This is a genomic window from Methylobacterium sp. 285MFTsu5.1, from assembly GCF_000383455.1.
Taxonomy (GTDB): Bacteria; Pseudomonadota; Alphaproteobacteria; order Rhizobiales; family Beijerinckiaceae; genus Methylobacterium.
The window spans coordinates 1-19,480 of the sequence record NZ_KB911305.1; the positions used below are offsets into that span (position 1 = coordinate 1).

The following is a 19,480-nucleotide window of genomic DNA, read 5'->3' on the forward strand; positions in this document are numbered from 1 at the left end:
CGCGCTGGCGCGCCTCGTCGGCTAGACGCGCAGCCTCGGCGCGCTTGGCCTTCTCGGCCTGCTCCTCGGCAAGCGCGCGCTGGCGCGCCTCGTCGATGCGCCTCTTCGCCTCGGCTTCGTGGGCGGCCTGTTCGGCGTTGCGGCGTATCTCGGCGTCCTTCTTCCGCTGCTCCTGTTGCGTCTCAAGGGCTCTCCAATCATCCTGGAGCTTGAGCCGGAGCTTTGCTAGCTCAACAAAATCACTGTCTGGATAACGCTTGATGAAGTCTCGTAGCACGAGGGCGTCGCTGCTGTCGCGGATCCTTCGCCAAACATCGCGATCGGTCTCGCTGCGGTTGAAGACGAATTTTCCTGGATAGGATAGAGACAGCTCTGGCGTTTGCTGACCTTTGCTCTGGGTATCGACAGTCATGCTGACGCGCTGAAAGAACTGAGGGAGATCCAAGCCCGGCTCGTCAATGATCTTCAAGAAGGCGCTCGTGAAGATGCTGTTGCGCCCAGTTCCGTCATAGGCCAGCGCATTGGCCTGGGTCGCATAGGCCACGACGAGGCCGCGACCACTTATCTTGGCCAAGCCCGTATCGAATGGGTTACGGTCGCTGCGCTCTTTCAGTGGAAGATTTCGACAGGCATCAAGAATAAGAATTCTCGCTCCGTCGGCACGGTTGAGTTCGCCGACTATATCGTCCACCCGGACAGTTTCGTATTCCAGATCGAACTCGTCCTGAAGCTTGGCATCGATTGGGACGATGTAATTGCGGCCTTTGTACTGAAGCCCGTGCCCCGCATAGTAAGCGAGAGCGGCATCTGCTCCCTGCGCAGCGCGGGCAAATTGCCGAAGTTGGTCGCGCAACGTCTCTCGGGTCAGATCGATGCCGCCGTAAACTTGAAATCCCGCCTTCTTCAGCGCCGACGTGACGTCCTCTGCGTCGTTGCGCGGATTAAGCAGAGGAGGAAAGCGCTGATAGGTAGCATTGCCCACCACAAATGCGACGCGCCGCTCCGGCGGTGCGGCAAGCGCGCCCTCCGCAGTCAAAGTCAGCACGAGGCTGACGATCAGGACGAGGAGCCTGCGCGCCTGCATGGCTACCCCACGGTTCCAGCAGCGGTTGCGACGCATGAAAATGCGCCGATCCGGACGTAGAACTCGGTCATTCCCGCTGGTCTAGTCATGGGCGCCTGTCGCGCCAATGGATTACGGAGGGAGGGCATCAATCGTCCGATTCCTCGCCACCCGCGTTGTGCGGTTCAACGATCTCGGACACCGCGCCCATGTTCGGAAGGACCGAGCCAGCCTTGAGGAAGCGCAAAGGATCGACCGCAACGCTGTTGACCCGCGTCTCATAATGGAGGTGCGGCCCAGTTGAGCGCCCGGTCGAGCCGACCTGGCCGATCACCGTCTCCGGCCGCACCGCCTGCCCGGCGGAGACCGCGTAGACCGAGAGGTGGCCATAGCGCGTCACCACCCCACCGCCGTGGTCGATCTCCACGAGGTTGCCGTATCCGCCGGTCGGTGCCGCCGTGATGACCCGGCCGGCGGCGGTGGCCCGCACCTCGGTGCCAACCGGGGCCCGGAAATCCATCCCGGCATGCATCGTCGCGGTGCCGGTGAACGGGTCCTTGCGCTGGCCGAAATTACTGGTGAGATGCCGCTCCGCTTGCTCAATGGGACGCCGCAAAGGAACCTGATCGGCGGCCAAACGCCACCGCTGTTGCTCGGCAAACGCCGCCTCGAGAGTACGGGTGGCTGCCTCGAACGCGTCTCTCGGGCCTGTTGCTGCCGCGATCGCCGACGCAGGCTGAAGCGTCATGGCGACACCGAGACCGGTGAGGGCTCCGCGCAGGATGCTGATCTCATCCCGCACCCGTTGAGCAAAGCCGCCGAGGACGCGCACCTCCATCCGGTCCACGCGGTCGAGGGAGACTTCGAGGCCTGCAAACTGCTCGCGCGTTGGCAGTGCCAGGAACGCCCGCACTCGCCCCGATATCGAATCGGCGCCAGTGCCTCCAAGGTCCGAGCGGGGTCCAGGCCCGGACTGTCCAAGGTCGCGCGATCGTCCAAGCTGCAGCACGTTCGACTCGCCCGCGGATGGTCCCGTGGTGGGAGCCGGCTCCCGAGCCGGTGTTTCAGTCGGCGCACGGCTGGGCTCAGCGACGCGCTGGGCGTAGGCGTTGAGCGTCGCGAGGCGGTTCTCAAGGTCGACCTGGCGGGTGACGATGTCCGCTATCCGCCCCGCGAGACCATCCTGCTCCAGAACCTGATGGCTCGCGACGCCGACGAGGCGACGGGTCAGCGCGCGCACCTTGTCTTCGTAGGCTGCCTTCTGGCTTGCCTGTTCAGTTGCCAGGCGCTTGCTCTCCCGGTCGCCAGAATAAGCGAACCAGGACGCGACGGCCGCCCACACCAGGAGCAACGCGACGAGGTAAGCCGCCACGCGGAACGACGGCCTCGCCGAAGCCGAGCGGCGGCTGCTGCCGGATACCCGACCGATCCTCGTCGACGCCCGCCTCACGGCTACCCTTCCCCACGGAACTCACGGAACAGTCCACCGTCTCCGCGATACGTGAGTGTACCCGAATTGGGACTGGCTGTGGATGGCCATCCCGGCGTTTCCAAATCGGTATGGCATCTCGACAACGGCCTGTGCCGGAGCGGAACTTTCTCCGTTTCAGATTACGCCGGCTGGTAGCGATAATCGCCGCCGTAAGGACATGACCGAACCAATGGAGCACCTATCCGTCAGAGGTCGCGTGCGCGACGGCAATCCGGGCCGTCTGCTAGGTTTTGCCCCATAAGCGCGGAGCGGATAGTGTCATCAAGCTTGGCGATCGATGGAGAGTTTGCCTTGGGTATGCCTGCGGCCCGTATCACGGATCTCCACACCTGCCCGATGGTGACGGTGCTCGTGCCGCATGTCGGCGGGCCGATCTTGCCGCCATGCATGCCGACCGTGCTAATCGGCGGCATCGCCGCCGCCCGGGTCGGGGACCTCGCTCTGTGCACCGGGCCAGTCGATTCGATTATAAAAGGGTCCGCGACAGTGCTGATCGGCGGCCAACCCGCAGCACGGATCGGCGACCTGACCACCCACGGAGGCGTGATCACGACTGGCTTGCCGACCGTGCTGATCGGGGGCTGAAACGCCTCCCGCTCCGAGAAATTTGATCCTGCGCGGAGCGCTCAGGCCCAGGCGATTGTGATGCGCATGGGACCATTAAAGACGTCCCAGCCCGAACTGTACAAGTTACTTTGCGCAAGCCTCCACTGGATGAAGGAGCCTGTCGGATAGCGCATGATCTGTTCGGCCGTATAGAACTTGACGAGTTCTCCGGTACCAGGTTCCCCCTGTCGCTTGAAGCAGATGAACGTGTCAGCTCCGATGCCGCCGATCAGCGAAACCTCGTTCGGCATGAGCTGGAGCCAGCGCCCATCGTCGAGCACGACCGTCTGCTTCGTGACGGGACGGATGTGATGGAAAACGAAGGCCATGGCGGTCGCGCGGTTGGGATCGTTAGGCCGGAAGGCGCCGAGGTTGACCCACGTATTCAGTGCCTTGAACATACCGTCATTCCACTGAGTCGTCCTCGCGCTCGAGCATGCCCCACTCCGGCTGCCACAGCCCATCCGGATCGATGACAACCATTGGCACTTTAAAATCGTTGGCAAACTTGATCGCCGCCCGAAATGACTCCTTCAGCGGCATCTCGGCGCCTCGAAAATCTTTCGGTAGGCGGCCGCCGGTGACGGAGGCGGGGCAGACGAACTTCCCGAATAGACGGTCTCCCGCGCGGCTTAAGATTAAGGTCATCGCATCGTCGGGCGCTTCATCTACTTGTTCGAACCGGTTTTCTTTTGTCATATTAGACCCCGCAACGGCTGCGTTAAAATTTGACTTTCGATCAAGCTTTATTTGATTACGAAAACTCCCAGAGAAGCTGCCTGCCTCAAACCCGCGTCCGCTTCGGCGGGAATTGTTCTAAAATTTTCCCTCGAGTTTCTTGACCTTGTGATCAGCCCGACAGGATTTGAGGTCTCAAGAAATCGATGATTTTATGGCGATGACCGAGTGTTCCGCCTTGTCAAAAGTCGCCGTGAAGCAGGCGCAACCATATCCATAGCTAGCGGTCCCGGGTTTTACATGCTGGGAGGGGGCAAAATTCGGTGGCCAATCTCCTTTGGCTTGATGCCCGCCTTGGATCGCGATGGCCCACTCGCCGTCCCGGTCGTAAAGCGTCGCATTACCCGGGCTCGGATTATCGAACCAGCCGCATCGAACCTCATCCTTGGGCGTCATCGCGGACGTGAGTCCCGGGCACAGGCTCAAGATACTTGCGGCGAGCCCGATCTCAATAAATCCAACCGAACGATGACACATTTCGGTTTTCCTCAAACCACCGAAGGCATAACTAGATTTCTATACAGTCACTCATTAATTTTTGCTACCATGAGCCTTCAGATGAGAGAAGATTTTTTTAGTATATATTCAAATCTATGGGCAATTTCCGCGATCTCATCGGCGTGATCCAATGCATTGACCATTTTCCGTGCATTTACATAATCGCAGAGCTGCCCACAAAAATAATTGCTGAACTTGTGCCCGTTGGCGAAGCCGAACCCCGTCCGCATGCCGTAGGACATGATTTCATAGGAGACTCGTGGGGTTTTGACCTGCTCGGGGTGAAGTAACAAGTCTAGGCCGCGCTTGAGTGCGACGCTCATCGAAGCATAATTAGACCACCAGGTCAGTTGCACGTAGCCGCGCCCGAAATATGCATGTTCCTGCCCCGAAGCTTGGTCAAAGGTTTTATGATGCGGGCCGCCAGCTTGGGACCCCATTCTCGCGTGTTTCGTCAATCGCTTAACGACGCCGAATTTTGATATGCTAAACTGATCACAGTCCGGCTCGGTGATCCGTGCCCCGCCGTCGTCGAGACGCATGACTTTGACCGGCTCATGGTAACGTCGTCCCTTACCGTGTCCAACCTCATCGACCGGAGCCATCTTGTAGACCCATGCCTTACGTTTCAGCATGATCGGATGGCCGGATTTCTCAAAGAGCGGGTGGCCCTTCTTGTCCTTCGCCTGGACGTAATGGGTTTCGAGTGAGGTGGTCTCCCACATCACGGTGGCGAGCATGTAGGCGGCCCATCGCCGATCGGTAATGCAAGGATCGCGAGCGATCATGTCCAAGAGGACAAGAACATCGTTCAGCGCCTTGAAATTATATTTAGGACTACTCGCGAACACCTCCAGGAACTTCTTGCGGAAAGTGTTCGTGTCGTAATGGCCGACTTGAAGCGATTTGAGGGACACGCCAAGCATCCTCGGTTTCAAAGCAGCTTACGGTTGATGCAGCGCCGTTGCGACGACGGCTCCGACCTGGACTTGACACTCGATCTTCCCCTCGCCCATCGCTAACTCGATGGACAGTACTTTGTTGCCGTGAAGAGTATGGCCCAGTATTTTCACAGAAATGTCCGGTAAGATTGTGCCCGTGATGACATTGTCGATCATTCGACCACCCGAATCGGGGTCATTGCACAGGGAGACGATGTGGGACACTACGGCGTCGTCGTAGCGGAACCCTGCGCCGTGGTTGTCGCGAATGCGGCGTCCGATCCGGTCGAGCTGGAGCCGAACGATGCCGCCGAGCATCTCCGGTGAGAGCGGGAGATACGGGATCGTCACCATCCGACCGAGGAGCGCGGCCGGGAACACCTTAAGGAGTTGCGGACGCAGCGCTGCCGCCATCGCCGCGGGATCAGTCACGTAATCTGGATCCTGCGCCAATTGCATGAGGAGATCAGTGCCGACATTGGAAGTCAGGATGATAAGAGTGTTTTTGAAGTCGATCCGCCGGCCGGTACCGTCCTCCATCATCCCCTTATCGAAGACCTGAAAGAAGATCTCGTGCACGTCGCCATGCGCTTTCTCGACCTCGTCGAGGAGGATGACGCTGTAGGGGCGGCGCCGCACCGCCTCGGTGAGCCGCCCACCCTCGCCATAGCCGACGTAGCCGGGCGGTGCGCCCTTGAGCGTCGAGACTGTGTGCGCCTCCTGGAACTCGCTCATGTTGATGGTAATCATGTTCTGTTCGCCTCCGTAGAGGGCCTCGGCGAGGGCGAGCGCCGTCTCGGTCTTGCCGACACCGGAGGGACCGCAGAGCATGAACACGCCGATCGGTTTGTTCGGGTTCTCAAGCTTAGCCCGGTTGGTCTCGATGCGCTTCGCGATCATCGACAGTCCATGCGACTGGCCGACCACGCGCTTGTTCAGGATCTCGGGCAGGCGCAGGACGGTCTCGATCTCGTCACGCACCATCCGACCGACCGGAATGCCAGTCCAATCGGAGACGACTGAGGCCACCGCTTGCTCGTCCACATGGGCGTAGATCATGCGCCCTTCCGGATCGATCGCGGCGAGGGCCTCGGAGCGGTCGCGTAGCGAGTCGCGCTGCGTCTGCGCGTCAGGCTCCGCGCGGCCGAGGGCCTGGCGCAACGCCCGGATCTCGTCGACAAGGCCGCGCTCGGACGACCATTTCCCATCGAGCTCCGTCAGCTTGGTTCGCCGCACCTCTAATTCGGCGTCGATCTCGCCGACACGCCCCTCGTCCGCCATGTTGAGGTCGCGGTCCGCGACCAGGGCCGCGCGCTCAGCCTCCAGGGCGGCGATGCCCGCCCGCGCGTCCTCGATGGCCGCCGGCGTCGCGCTCTGGCTGATTGCGACGCGGGCGCAGGCCGTGTCGAGCAGGCTCACTGCTTTGTCGGGAAGCTGACGGGCGGGAATGTAACGGTGCGAGAACTCAACGGCGGCCATCACTGCCCGGTCGGAGATTCGGACGCCGTGGTGTTTCTCCATCGGCGCCAGCAGGCCGCGCACCATGTCGCAGCAGCGGGCTACATCGGGTTCGCCAATCTGAATCGCCTGGAACCGGCGCGTGAGGGCGGGGTCCTTCTCGAAATACTGGCGGTACTCCGCCCAGGTCGTCGCGGCGATTGTCTTGAGTGTGCCCCGGGCAAGCGCAGGCTTGAGCAGGTTGGCCGCGTCCCCCGTCCCGGCGGCGCCGCCGGCACCGATCAGGGTGTGGGCCTCGTCGATGAACAGGATGATGGGGTGAGGGGAAGATTGCACCTCGTCAATGACTGAGCGGAGCCGCTGCTCGAACTCGCCCTTCATCGAGGCCCCGGCCTGCATCAACCCGATATCGAGGGCGCAGAGGCGCACGCCCCTCAGCGAGGGCGGAACGTCGCCCGAGGCGATCCGCTGAGCAAACCCCTCCACCACGGCGGTCTTGCCGACGCCAGCCTCGCCCGTGAGAATCGGGTTGTTCTGGCGGCGGCGCATCAGCACGTCGACGAGCTGCCGAATCTCCTCGTCGCGTCCCCGAATCGGGTCCATCTCGCCGCTCGCGGCGCGGGCGGTGAGGTCCTGCGAAAAGCGATCGAGCGCGGTCTTGCCGTTCGTCGCGCCGGAGGCCGCCCCGGGCGTCCCGGCCGCGACAACGCCCGAGCCGTCCATGGGCTGCAGGGTTTCCTCATCCGACCGGCCCCAGAGGTCCCGGTGCTCTGCGCTGAGCGCCTCGACCGGGATCTTGGTGAATTCCTGCGATAGGGCAAGGAAGGCGCGGCGCAGCTCTGGGGCCTTCAGCCCAGCCACCAAGATGTGGCCGGTGCGGATCTGCGTCTCACCGAAGAACAGGGTCGCGTAGTGCCAGCCCCGGTCGAGCAGGTCGACCACGGCGTTCGAGATGCCCGGCATCTCAGTTTCGTTGCGGCGCAGGCCGGAGACCGCTCGCTCGATCTCGCCGAGCAGCCGCGCCTGGTCGAGCTTGTAGGCATCCGCGGTCAGGGAGATGTCGGTCCCGCTGCGCTGCAGCAGGTGAAGCAGCCAGTGGCCGAGTTCGACATTTCGGTTGCCGGCCCCCTTGGCGTGGCGCAAGGCCTGGAAAAAGGCTTCGTAGCCGACGCGGTTGAGTTTGCCGGTGACAGTCTCAAGACTGATGTCGGCCATGTCGGTCCCCCTGTGGTTCTGCATCAGCGGGGCGCCGGGCGCGTTCCGCTGGGTTCAACCTCGCATCGCAGCGATATCCCTCAGCGTCCGCGTCCTGCGTCCTCACCATCCAGGTGGTGTAGCCGAGCCGCCCCCCTGCCTCCCGGTTGAGCTGGAGCGGGCGTACTGCCCGTCTCGGAAGGGCGATCTCCACTTCGCAGTCAATCTCGCAGCCGAGATAGAAGTAGAGAAGATCCGCCAAAGGCGTACAGAGCGGTCCCGTCGGCAGGAATGATTCGAATGCGTCGCGGTCGCGGGCGTAAAGCCGCAGCCGGATCGTGTCCTCAATGCTGAAGACGCTCGCGCCGATCAAGCAATCGACGCCTAGTCCCGCGAAGGACTTCCCGAGCCGAGTCTGATCGGCGCGATCGAAGGGCAGGAAGGTGCCCACGAATTCCTCCACCTCGCAGCGGATGCCGAACAAACCCTCGACCGCTTGGCGCAAGCGCGACGCGGACCGGGCCTTCGGGCCGAGAAGCCCGGCGAAATTCAGCCTCGCCGCGTCCGAGACCGTATCCTGCCCCCGAAAAATCTCCGACCCGAGCCCGATCGCGCTGCCGATGTAATCGGCGAAGCGATCCTGATGAGGCCGATCCGCCTGCGCGACCGGCCGGGCGTCCGCCCAAACTCGGTAGTACAGCTGGAGGAACCGGTGGTTCAGGAGATCGAGGAAACGCGGGAAGCCTGCATGGCCGTTACTCCACCATCCGTAGGTCTCATCCGTGGTCTGCAGCGGGAGTGGCCCGTGCGGCCCCAGGAGCCCGAGGAAGCGGACGAACAGGCGCAGGCGCCCCTGGGCATCTGTCTCCACGGCTTCTATCGTGGAGGGTGGGAAGGCCAGGAACGGGTTCTCGCCGAGGGCGAGGTAATCTTGATCGCGGCTGGCGCTGTCGCCGATCCGCGGCATATCTGGAAAGCTGCGCTCGATCAGGCGCATCAACCAGAGAAGATCAAACTTGTAGGGTTCCGCCTCAAGGGCAGCGCGGAGGGTTTCGGGCGCTGCGCTCACAGGGGCCGCCTAGCGCCGACCCGGGGCGGCCAGCGCATGATCTCGCCGCGCTCGACCGTGCAAAGCACCGTCTGCGTAAAGTGATTTACTCCGGCATATTCGGCAAAAAACCGATCAAGAATCAAGCCGAGTAGGAAGCAGCCCGTACCCTCGAACGCCTTCTCCTCCAGCAAAATTGTGATCTCGGTACCCCGAGCGGTGCCTGTACCGGTCCGGTGGCGGAGCCGGCGGTTCACGGCCCGGCTGTCGATGGCCCGCACGCCCCGGATGCGGCGCTCAGTGGAGCCCTGGCTGAGGTCGGCAAACAGCATGAGCACCTCACGCAGGGCCTCGGCGCCGCGTCCGGCCCCCCGCGAGACGAGCCCGAGATGGTTGAGGCTCAGGATGTTGATCAGGCGCCACGCCACCGAGCCGGTGAAGGCGGTCTCGGTGCGGCTGCGCAGGGATGCGACCACGGCTTCGCGTGGGCGGGTCGGTCCGCTCAGGCATACGACCGTCAGGGAGGCGTCGTCGAGGAAGTGGAAATCGACGGGGCGCTCGCCTACCGGGAGCTGCTCCGGCAGGTGCCGGTTTGAGCAGAGGGCGCGGACGCTGAGTTCCGCGACGCCGCGCTCGTCGTCGAGGCGATCGGGCTCAAGGAGGGACAGGAACACGTCCGTCCCGGCATAGTCCGAGACGTATCCGTAGCTTCGCTCGGCGCCCGTCCTTTGGCGCGGGAGGCGGCGGATCGTGTAGGCCAGACCAGGCTCCCTGCCGCCCTCCCGAGAGGCGGCATAGAGCGGAGGAACCGCGACCTTGTGGCTCAGACCGGCCCGGTGGGCGTGGACCTCGAGGACCTGATGAACCTCGAAATCGAGGCTGCGGCTGCGGTCGGGAACGAGGTGAAACTCATGCTGGCGCGCGACTACGGGAACTCGATCGAGGGACATCTGGAACAGGTTGATGGCGGGGACCGCGTACAGCGCAAAAGCCTCGGTCTTGACGGCCGCCGGAAGGCGGGCATTCGCCTCGTCGAACGTGACGACGATCTCGAAGGTGCGTGCCCGGAGCCGCGGCATGACCGCAGCGAGGCCAGCGACTTCGAAACCGAGGAATTTGCGAGGAAACAGGAAATAGTCCCGCAGGAGATCGAAGCCCTCGAAGACCCGCAGGTCGTTCGGGACGAGCGATTCCTCGGCGCCCAAGCCGACTGGCCGGATGGCGTCAAGGGCGCCGGGGATCACCAGGGGGTCGCCCGTCGCGTCGAGGATGCGAAAGAATAGGCCGATGCGGTTCGCGAGCAGCTGCTCTAAAATCGCAACGGCCTCGGCCTCCGGGCCGACCAGATAGATTGGAAGGCGCTCAATCTGACAGCCAGCGGCCCAGCTTGCCGGTTCCTGGGCGGCGATCTTGTCGGGCATCTCCTCTTCTTGGCGCGGTGCGGTGCGGTGGAGGAATTTGAGTCGCAAGCCCGCGACGCATTCTGAGCCCGTGGGTATGCCGAGCGCCTGGAGAGAACCGGGCGAGGCGAAATATTCGGCCTGGACGATTTCAAATGGCCAGATCGTCAGGTCGGCGGTCGTGCAGAATCGGCACGAGATCTGGCGCTGCGCCTCCCGATAGATAGAGTCGAGATGCGATCCGGCTGGGATTTGACGCCCCTCCCGCAGAGCTGCATCGCCGAAGGCTGGCTTCACCTGCACCAGCAGCGCAGAGGGTGTCGGGGCTAGGTAGTTCGGGACGAGTTGTTCGAGCAGGTTAGCAGTAAACTCGGGGAATTCGTGCTTCAGCTTCAGTTGGACGCGGGCGGCCAAGAACGCCGCGCCCTCCAGCATGCCCAAAATCATGGGATCCGATCGCTCTTCGAGCAATCCACCCAGGCGCTCGGCGAGACTCGGGAACTCCTCCGCAAACTCCCGGCCCTGCTCCCGCAGAATGCCGAGCTCGCGATTGTAGAGGTCGAGGAACTCCTGATTCATCGGCGCTGGACCAGGATCTTGCCGGAATCCCGTTCGAGGTCGGCGAAGAACGTCACGGGGACATTCAGCGGGTCGCAATCGAGATCCGCCGAGACGATGAAGCGGATCCGAAGCATGTCGGCATCGACGCGCTCGTCGCAGACGCATCGGATCGAGTCACGGGCTAGGCGCGGTTCGAACATCGAGAGGGCCGCCGCCAGTTCCGCGCCGATCTGGGTGATCGTTCCCTTGTCGATCGAACGGTGGACCAAGTCGGGGAACCCGAAATTCAGGATCGAACTCCGGATCTGAGGGAAGGCTGTGAGATCGGTCCCGCCTGCGAAATTGACGGCATTGAGCAGGGTCCCAAGATCGCGACACACGCTCTGCAGCAACTCGGCATCCGACACGACACCGGCCACGGTGGACTTGCGGCCGACGATAGGGCGCAGCTGGTCCGCATCCGAGGCCAGCGCCTCGTAGCCCCGATCGCGATCTTGAAAGGCGGTGCGGAACACATCCACAACTGAGGATCGGACACGGACCGCCACCTTCAATTCCTCAATCTGCGATGACCTAGCTCTCGACCAGCGATGTGCTGCATGACAGCCGGAAGCGCTCTAACCCTCGCATCTTACGTAGGATGCGAGGGGCTGACGCGCCTCCGGTCGGCAACCTCAAGCCGAGTTTTCGGCGATGCTCCAGATCACCTTTACGGCGCCGCCCTCGGGGCCGCCATTCGCACTCTGCGGCTGGTAGCTGTAGGTAAACTTGCGGAAGTTCAGAGACACATTCTCGGTCAACCGATCCTCGCCGCCGGACCCACCGACCGAGACGTTGGTGACAATAATCTGTTCCATTTCGATAATGATGTATTCGAGCGCCTTCTCGCCGGCCTTACGGACGGTGAGCGTTCCCTTGTCGATGGGCTTGCCGTTGCAGAGGAATTGGAACAGGGTTGGAGAGGCGCGGTCGATGTATTTCGTCAGACTGATGTCCTGGACGGCTACCTTGCCTGTGCCCGAACCGGAGCCCATGTGCGACGTGCCGGCCTGCGAGCCGCCCCAGCTCCAGGCCAGGACGTCCATCGATTTCTTGCCCTTCTGATCCTTGTCCTGAGTTTCCCCATCAATGCCTTCTAGCTTGAGGAACATGTCGACAGCCATGGCAAGTCTCTCCCTTTCAAAATATTCACAGAACTGATGTCGCCCTGATCGAGATACGCGATCCCAGACGCCAGCCGCACTTTCGTTGTAGGGGCACAGATCACTCGGGCCCCTCTGCCAAAAGTCGAACGATAACCGCACTTTCGGCGACAGAAATGATTGGCGTTAAAGCGCTCCGCTAAGGCCCAGATCGTGCGCTCGTGGTGCTCCACGCAAGGACACTCCGCCTCGATGAGAGGGAAAGGAACGGTGATGGCACTGAGCAGTTCAGTGCTGCCTCCTCTCCGATTTCTCTCGTCAGCGAGAGGAGCGCGTGGCACGTCCCCCGGGCGAACTTTCCAGAAGAAAATCTTCGGCCTCGCCAGTCTCAGGATTTCGGAACTGGAAGACGCGAGACGAGGCTCATGCCGACATCCATTCCTTCGAGCTGGAAGTGGGGCCGCAAGTAAAAGCGAGCCGCGTAATAACCCGGATTTTCCTCGTTTTCGAAGATCTCGACCTTTGCGGCCGCCAGCGGCTTGCTAGCTTTGACCTTCTCAGACGAATTGACAGGATCGCCATCGACGTATTGCACGATCCAATCTTGCAACCAACGCGTCAGCTGATCCTTCTCCATCGTTGAGCCGACCTTATCACGCACCATGCACTTCAAGTAATGCGCGAAGCGGCTGACCGCGAACATGTAAGGCAGGCGCGAGGACAGGTTGTCGGATGCGGTCGCCTCAACGCCCTTTTCGCCGAAGAAACTCTTCGGTTTGTATAGGGACTGTGCTCCGATAAAGGCGGCCTTGTCCGTGTTCTTTCTGTGGATCAGCGGGATCAGGCCGGCCTTGGCCAGTTCCGCCTCGCGCCGATCGCTGATCGCGATCTCGGTCGGGCATTTCAGGTCGACGCCGCCGTCATCGGTGGGGAACGTGTGGGTCGGCAGGTTCATGACCTCGCCGCCTGACTGGACACCTCGAATACGGACTGTCCACCCGCAATCCTTGTAGGCGCGGTTGATGTTCACGGCCATGGCGTAGGCTGCGTTCATCCAGGCGTACTTGTCGCCCCTATGTCCATCCGTATCCTCCTCGAAGGCGAATTCCTCGACCGGCTCAGTCTTTGCGCCATAGGGGACGCGCGATAGCACGCGGGGCAGGCAGAGGCCCATATATCGCGAATCATGGGCATCGCGAAGGGACTTCCAGGCGGCGTAGTCCGGCGTGTCGAAGATCTTGCCGATATCGCGGGGATTGGCGAGTTCCGTGTAGCTGTCCATCCCGAGGAGCATGGGGTCGGCGGCCGCGAAGAACGGGGCGTGAGCGGCGGCGGCAACCTTGCTCAGGTCACGCAGCAACGACACGTCCGTCGGCTGATGATTGAAGTAATAGTCGCCGATGAGGCATCCGAACGGCTCGCCGCCGAGCTGACCGAACTCGGCTTCGTAGACCTGCTTGAACAGCGGACTCTGGTCCCAACGCGCGCCGGGATACTGGCGCAACTCGCGGTACAGCTCGGTCTTTGAAGTGTTCAGCACGCGAATCTTCAGCGTGGCGTCCGTCTCGGAATTCATCACAAGGTAGTTGAGCCCACGCCAAGCGCTCTCGATGCGCTGGAACTCGTCGGCATGCAGGATCTCGTTGACCTGCGCCGTGAGCTTCTGATCTAGCCGAGCGATCATTTCCTCGATCGTATCGAGGACATCGTTCTTCACGACACCCGCGTTCGACAGCGCCTGGCTAATCAGCGTGACGACGGCGTTTTCCACCTCCGTCTGCGCTCGGTTATTGCGCGGTTTGAAGCTCTGCTTCAGCAGATCCGAGAACTCTCCGAGGCCACCGGGCTTCCCGGTGGTTTGGTCTTGCCGCTGCTCCAGGCCGGCTGTTCCTGCTGACATGGTCGCCTCTCGTTACCCGATCAAAGTGTTCACCGGCCCGCAGGTTCGCAACCGGACTAGCCGCGCGAGCTCGCCCTGCGGGCTGCGCGCGGTTCGTCTTCTGCTACTCGGACGCCTCGTCCTGCGACGCCGGCGAGGCCGGATTCGCCGTGGTAGCCAGCTGGAGCAATGCGCTCATCTGAGCAGGGTCTTTCAGCAATGCCTGGATCTGATCACTCGCGGCTGTCTTGCCATCCATGTATCTTAGCAGGTTCGCAAGCTGTTCGCGGGCCCTCAGGATCTCGGCGAGGGGCTCGACTTGCCGCGCGATCGCGCCGGGCGTGAAATCTTCCATCTTGTTGAAGCGCAGCTTGACGGAGAGCTTCTCGTCCTTGTCATCCGACAGCATGTTCGAGACCCGAAAGGTCGCGCCCGGCTGGATCGCAGCCATGCGCCGCTCGAAATTGTCCATGTCGAATTCGACGAACTTGCGCTCCCCGACCTTCTCTTTCTCCACGCCGGGATCGTTCCCGGATAGGTCGGAGAGAACGCCCATGACGAAGGGCAATTCTATGTTCTTTTCGGCGTCGTACGGATCTTCATAGGTAATATGGACACGTGGTGGCCTGTTGCGCTTGATGAACTTCTGACTTGAATCGGACATTCCGATCTCCTGCGCCTTCTACAACAACGCCGTGAACCGTGAAGAACTCTATTACGGTGCCGGTAGTTTGCTGGAAGCGGAGCACGTACTCCGCACCGACTTAAGCTTCATAGAGTATGCCGATCACAGGCGGACGTGTCTCGATCTTACTTAGCCTCTAATTTCTCCACCCACGCAGCGCATTCCGAAGAAGTGATAAAATCCAGTCCTGTTATGATGTCAAGCTTGTCGGTCCTCGAACGAACATCAATCCCCGTCGCGTGACAAGCGGATGCCAGGAAGCACATCGGCGAGGATGCTCAAGAAATCCCTGTTCACCATCGTGCAGGCGCGGTCGGTGAAAAGCGGGATAGGGCTGGATGGCTCGCTTGCGCGATAGAAGGCACTGACTTCCTTCAACAAAGCGACCGCGACAGTGCGGGATCCTACGGCGAAGCCGGTCTCGGGAGGAGGCACATCCAGGCGATCCGAGCTCGCGCCGTCGCGGCCCAACACGTCCATCATGTGGTCGATGCGCAGCTCGAAGGACGATTCCGGCTTTGGGCCTATGTAGAGGGTGGCTTCGTCCGCATGATTGGGCAACAGGGTGCGCAGCATGTCGGAGAAGGGTAGACCGATCAGGCGCCGGGCTTGGCGCACCAGAAGCTCGGCCGGACTGGAAGGTTCGGATCGCTGGAAGTAGTCCGCGACGGCCGCGAGCGCCGCTGCGGCTTGGGCAGCGCTCGCGATGGATCCAGCGCGAAGTGGCGGGGGGGATTCCGCCATCTCCCCCGGCACTTCCGGCGCCTCGACGATGACTTCGACGGGGCTCAGAAATCGCAAGATGCCCTGCGCCAATTCGCCCAGGCGGGTCAGCCTGACGGCATTCTGGTCGCCTATCCGCTCGGCCGTGACTTCGCTGATCCGAGCTACCGCCGCCGCCATGGTACGGGCTGCCGCCTGCGACTCCGCCCGCATGTCGGGATCCGATTCGAGCAGGGCCCGTTCCAATTCACCGCGATCTAGAACCGCCTCACCGTCGCGGGGCGGTGCGGCCTCGGTTGTGACGAGAAATGTCCGGTAAGAGATCGGACCGAAACGGCGATGCTGAAACAGCGGAAGATGCTGAAGTGGCATGATCATCGACGGGAGATCATCGAATTCTTGGAGCACGACCGACCGGTAACTGTAGTCGTCTTCCTCGCCGCGGGGATGGATTTCCTCCCACGCCCCGGCCAGCAGATCGGCCACGAGTTCGAGGCAGCGCGCGCAATCGGCGAATTGACGATCGAGCGCCATGAGGCGGCTCGTGACCGAGAGCAACCGAAGGTCGTGAGTGCGCTGGAGGAGTGCCTCGAGAGAACGGAACTCCGCCTTGAAGTCGATCGTCGCCCGGTCGAAGGCGACGAGTTCGCCGTTTGGCTTGCGCTGGAAATACGTGGTCGGGAGAAAGTATCCCGCCCTCGCCATGAACTGCGAAAACTGTATGTCACCTTCGAAGTCGAGATCCGGACCGCATACGTCATCCGGCGATATAGGCTTTGCGAGCCCTGTGAGGTCTATGGAGGCCATCAGGCTGCCGCAAACATAGGATTGGAGAGCCCGCGCCGCGGCGGCATCAGAGCTTTGCCATAAACTAGGCCGAGGTCAACCGCCCATCCCGGATTGCCATACGAAGAAGGCCCGTTCAGCACGCCCCCCCGGTCGGATCGGATCAGGTACGTCGCGCTACTCGCCCTGCAACCGCGCCTCTACCCGGCGATTCTCCGGCGCAGACGGATCCTTTGTGCGAGGACGGCTTTTGCCGAACGCTTTTGCCTGAAGCCGGCTCGCCTCAACCCCTCGCTCTTCCAGGTAGTGCACCACTGCCTGCGCACGCCGCGCCGACAGTTCCATGTTGAATCCTTCGCCGCCCTTCGCGTCGGTATGGCCTTCCACCATGAAACTGGAATGATCCAGGCTCGCCCCACGCAGGGCCTTAGCGAACTCGTCGAGATTGGCTTTGGCTCCCTCGGTGAGCGTATCGCTGTTGTAATCAAAATTGACGATCAGGTCGAAACCGCTGCTGATTTTCGGCCTCGAGCCCGCCGTTTTCGCGCACTCGCTCTCAACGCCGATGCAGAGCGAGCGCGCCGCGCCAAGATCCTTCGCCGAGAAATGCCTCTCGATATCGGCAGCGGTGTAGGCCGGCTTGGATTGGCCCCAAGCCGCCGTCGCCAGCAGGCACGCAGAGACGCCAAGAATCAATTTTGACCGGAACATCGTCAAGCCCACCGTCGGAGGGTCGACTATGCGTTGCGGCTCATGTATTGTCAAGGCGCCTGTTGCTTACTTTTTAAGACGTCGGAAGACAGCCGAATGCAATCTTCTCCTAAGCAGGAAAAACGGATAGCTCGCCTGAAAACACCCAATCCTGGGGACGAATTGGTCTTGTTGAGGATGGATGGCAGCGAAGGTTTGAGCGAGTTGTTCGAATTTCGTGCTGACGCCCTAAGCCCCAATAAGAATATCGATTTCACTCAGTCGATTGGTCGTCCCTGCACGATCGACGTCGGGAGTTATGGAGGGACGAGACGTTACTTCAATGGCGTTCTCGTCGAGGCACAGTGGACCGGCATGAGCCAAAGTCTCTATGCCTATCATTTGGTGCTTCGACCCTGGCTGTGGCTACTAAGCCGGCGGTCAAATTGTCGTATCTTCAATAAAAAAACCGTCGTCGCGATCCTTCGCGAGGTTCTCGACGAGGGGGCACTTGGCCGCTACGACATAAAGGCCAATGAGAGCGAGTACCCAGAAATTGAATATACTGTCCAGTACCGTGAAACGGACCTCGATTTCGTCTCGCGCTTGATGGAGGAATTTGGCCTTTATACGTTCTACTCGCATTCTGACGGACAGCACCTCTTGGTCATTGCCGATTCGAAGTCCTGCCATAAAAAAATCGACCTGCCTGGCGGTAAGCTTCCCTACGTGGAGTTGGCGGGCCAGAATCGCCGCATCTCGGAGCATATCTACCAGTGGACGGCCGAGCGTCGGTTTCGCACCGGCAAGTATACCCTCAACGACTTCGACTACATGAAACCGACCGCCGATCTGAAATCTGAATCTCAGGGATCTGAGAGCTACAAGGACGCGAAGCTGGAGGTCTACGATTATCCTGGCCGTTTCACCGAGCGCGACCGCGGTAAGACGGTCTCACGGATCCGACTGGAGGCCGAGCAGGCGCTCGATTACCGCAAGCACGCCCAGGGCGATGCCATCAGCCTCTATCCGGGCGGCCTCATAGCGCTGGACAGACATCCGACCGACGACGGGGAGTACCTCGTGGTTCGTGCCGTTCACAGCATCGTGTCGGAAGCCTACGCGACGGGTGCCGGCTCGGAGGGGGATGAAATCTACAGAGGTCATTACGAGCTTCTGAAAAGTTCGCGTCCATTCCGGGCTCCCCTCGCGACGCCGAAGCCGATGATTCGAGGCCCTCAGACCGCCATCGTCGTGACACGCGAGAACACCAAGGGTGAGGAGATCGATGTCGACGAAGAGGGTCGCATCTTCGTGCAGTTTCACTGGAACCGAGACAAGAAGCGCATCTCCCGCCCGGTCCGGGTCGCGCAGATGTGGTCCGGCAAGGCCTGGGGCTGGCAATTCATCCCTCGGGTCGGCCAAGAGGTGGTTGTCGAGTTTCTAGAAGGTGACCCAGATCAGCCGATCGTCGTAGGCGCCGTCTACAACAAGGATTACAAGTATCCGTATTCGCTGCCGCAGAACAAAACTATGTCGGGAGTTAAGTCAGATTCAAGTAAAGGTCATAATGGCTACAATGAATTTGTTTTCGAGGATAAAAAGAACGAGGAGAAAATCCGTTTCCGAGCCGAGAAGGATCACGACTCGGTGGTGCGCCATGCCGAAACTCGTATCATCGGCGAGACCTTCGAGACCGCAGCCGGCTCACCTTCTCGCGCCACCACGCTGAAGAACGGCGATGAGTCCTTGAAGGTCGAGAGTGGGAACTGGAACGGGGAAGTCGCCGAGAAAATCCACTTCAAGGCGGGCAGCGAAATTGTTCTCGAGGTTGGTGCCAGCAAGATCACCATGACAGTCTCGACCCTCAAGATCGAATCCGGGCAGATCAAGATCGAAGCCGTCAGCGAGATCGAGCAGACCGCTCCGCTGATCAAGATCAACTGAGGCGTCCATGACGAGGCTGCGCTTCAGCACAGTTCAGGAAGTCTTCGATGCACTTCCAACCCTGCGCGACGACATGGTGGCTGGGCCCACAAACGAGGCGCCGGTCACCTATTTGCAACGCCTCGGCGACAGCAAAACGCCCGAGGATGGTATCGCCTTCTGCGCCTATGTCCTGGGACGCCGAGAGGCGGTCTGGTGGGCCTGCCAGTGCGTGCGCCTCCTCTCGCCGGGCGCAGCGGAGTTCAGGGGCATGCAAGCCGCCGAGGCCTGGGTGCGCGAGCCCGAGGAGGAGCAGAGGCTGGCCGCACTCGGCTGCGCGACCGGCGGCGACCGGCGCTGCCCGACGACTTGGCTCGCGCTGGCGGCGGGATGGTCTGGCGGTAACATCGCGAGGCCTGGGCATGGGACGGTTATGGCCGCACCTCACTACACCGCCAAGGCGGTGCGGGTCGCGATCCTCGGCGGCCTCTCTCGGGTCGTCGCCCGCGAGCGGGCCACCTGCCTGCGGCAATGCCTGGACGGAGGCGTGCGCCTCATGCACGCATCTTAGTGTTGTCCGCCAAATGGCTAGCCGGTTCGCTGGAAGACTGCACGTCGTAACAAGGGCTTTTGGCGCTTCCCGTCGGCGG

Annotated in this window: 18 protein-coding genes; 3 read left to right on the forward strand and 15 right to left on the reverse strand. The window is 61.5% G+C overall.

Annotation, left to right across the window (positions count from 1 at the left end; translation table 11 throughout):
- Both H288_RS0128990 and H288_RS33035 read right to left on the reverse strand, forming a co-directional pair.
- A partial coding sequence (locus H288_RS0128990) for a caspase family protein (protein WP_199778784.1) occupies nt 1-1,120 on the reverse strand: 1,120 nt, incomplete at its 3' end.
- A gap of 91 nt (nt 1,121-1,211) precedes the next feature.
- Nucleotides 1,212-2,435 carry a M23 family metallopeptidase gene (locus H288_RS33035; RefSeq protein WP_020096083.1) on the reverse strand — a complete coding sequence of 408 codons (1,224 nt, stop codon included), beginning with the start codon at nt 2,433-2,435 and terminating at the stop codon, nt 1,212-1,214.
- 387 nt (nt 2,436-2,822) lie between these two features.
- Here H288_RS33035 and H288_RS0129000 point away from each other — a divergent pair, with 387 nt between their 5' ends.
- Nucleotides 2,823-3,140 carry a PAAR domain-containing protein gene (locus tag H288_RS0129000; RefSeq protein ID WP_020096084.1) on the forward strand — a complete coding sequence of 106 codons (318 nt, stop codon included), beginning with the start codon at nt 2,823-2,825 and terminating at the stop codon, nt 3,138-3,140.
- A 41-nt stretch (nt 3,141-3,181) separates the two neighbouring features.
- On the opposite strand, the gene H288_RS0129005 is transcribed toward H288_RS0129000, so the two are convergent.
- From H288_RS0129005 to H288_RS0129055, 13 genes are all read right to left on the reverse strand, one after another.
- On the reverse strand, nt 3,182-3,562 hold the full coding sequence (locus H288_RS0129005) for a hypothetical protein (RefSeq protein WP_026605387.1): 381 nt from the start codon (nt 3,560-3,562) through the stop codon (nt 3,182-3,184).
- 4 nt (nt 3,563-3,566) lie between these two features.
- Nucleotides 3,567-3,860, reverse strand: coding sequence for a hypothetical protein (locus tag H288_RS0129010; protein ID WP_026605388.1), 294 nt, complete (start codon nt 3,858-3,860; stop codon nt 3,567-3,569).
- Between the two features lie 174 nt (nt 3,861-4,034).
- Nucleotides 4,035-4,295 (reverse strand): DUF4087 domain-containing protein, encoded by a 261-nt coding sequence (locus H288_RS34385; RefSeq protein ID WP_199778785.1) that lies wholly within the window; start codon nt 4,293-4,295, stop codon nt 4,035-4,037.
- Between the two features lie 158 nt (nt 4,296-4,453).
- Nucleotides 4,454-5,314: a hypothetical protein gene (locus H288_RS34390; RefSeq protein WP_199778786.1), complete on the reverse strand. Its 861-nt coding sequence runs from the start codon at nt 5,312-5,314 to the stop codon at nt 4,454-4,456.
- A gap of 27 nt (nt 5,315-5,341) precedes the next feature.
- A complete protein-coding gene (gene tssH / locus H288_RS0129015; protein WP_051123798.1) occupies nt 5,342-8,011 on the reverse strand; it encodes a type VI secretion system ATPase TssH in 2,670 nt (889 codons plus the stop codon).
- A complete protein-coding gene (tssG, locus tag H288_RS33040; protein ID WP_051123796.1) occupies nt 7,992-9,059 on the reverse strand; it encodes a type VI secretion system baseplate subunit TssG in 1,068 nt (355 codons plus the stop codon). The genes tssH and tssG overlap by 20 nt, the downstream gene beginning before the upstream one ends.
- Nucleotides 9,056-11,017 (reverse strand): type VI secretion system baseplate subunit TssF, encoded by a 1,962-nt coding sequence (gene tssF / locus H288_RS0129025; RefSeq protein ID WP_020096089.1) that lies wholly within the window; start codon nt 11,015-11,017, stop codon nt 9,056-9,058. The genes tssG and tssF overlap by 4 nt, the downstream gene beginning before the upstream one ends.
- Nucleotides 11,014-11,547 carry a GPW/gp25 family protein gene (locus H288_RS0129030; protein WP_158684264.1) on the reverse strand — a complete coding sequence of 178 codons (534 nt, stop codon included), beginning with the start codon at nt 11,545-11,547 and terminating at the stop codon, nt 11,014-11,016. Before H288_RS0129030 ends, tssF begins: the two co-directional genes overlap by 4 nt.
- A 126-nt stretch (nt 11,548-11,673) precedes the next feature.
- On the reverse strand, nt 11,674-12,162 hold the full coding sequence (locus H288_RS0129035) for a type VI secretion system tube protein Hcp (protein ID WP_020096091.1): 489 nt from the start codon (nt 12,160-12,162) through the stop codon (nt 11,674-11,676).
- Between the two features lie 367 nt (nt 12,163-12,529).
- Nucleotides 12,530-14,041 (reverse strand): type VI secretion system contractile sheath large subunit, encoded by a 1,512-nt coding sequence (gene tssC, locus H288_RS0129040; RefSeq protein WP_020096092.1) that lies wholly within the window; start codon nt 14,039-14,041, stop codon nt 12,530-12,532.
- A gap of 103 nt (nt 14,042-14,144) precedes the next feature.
- Nucleotides 14,145-14,684, reverse strand: coding sequence for a type VI secretion system contractile sheath small subunit (tssB, locus tag H288_RS0129045; protein ID WP_026605390.1), 540 nt, complete (start codon nt 14,682-14,684; stop codon nt 14,145-14,147).
- Between the two features lie 246 nt (nt 14,685-14,930).
- On the reverse strand, nt 14,931-16,235 hold the full coding sequence (locus tag H288_RS0129050) for a type VI secretion system ImpA family N-terminal domain-containing protein (RefSeq protein WP_020096094.1): 1,305 nt from the start codon (nt 16,233-16,235) through the stop codon (nt 14,931-14,933).
- 156 nt (nt 16,236-16,391) lie between these two features.
- The gene (locus tag H288_RS0129055) at nt 16,392-16,925 is read right to left on the reverse strand and encodes an OmpA family protein (protein WP_043713371.1); all 534 of its coding nucleotides are present in this window, start codon (nt 16,923-16,925) and stop codon (nt 16,392-16,394) included.
- Nucleotides 16,926-17,021: 96 nt separating this feature from the next.
- Between H288_RS0129055 and tssI the strand changes: the two genes are divergently transcribed.
- Together tssI and H288_RS0129065 are read left to right on the forward strand one after the other, a co-directional pair.
- Complete coding sequence (tssI, locus tag H288_RS0129060) at nt 17,022-18,851, forward strand: type VI secretion system tip protein TssI/VgrG (protein WP_026605392.1); 1,830 nt, start codon at nt 17,022-17,024, stop codon at nt 18,849-18,851.
- 7 nt (nt 18,852-18,858) lie between these two features.
- The gene (locus H288_RS0129065) at nt 18,859-19,401 is read left to right on the forward strand and encodes a hypothetical protein (protein ID WP_020096097.1); all 543 of its coding nucleotides are present in this window, start codon (nt 18,859-18,861) and stop codon (nt 19,399-19,401) included.
- Nucleotides 19,402-19,480 lie beyond the last annotated feature (79 nt).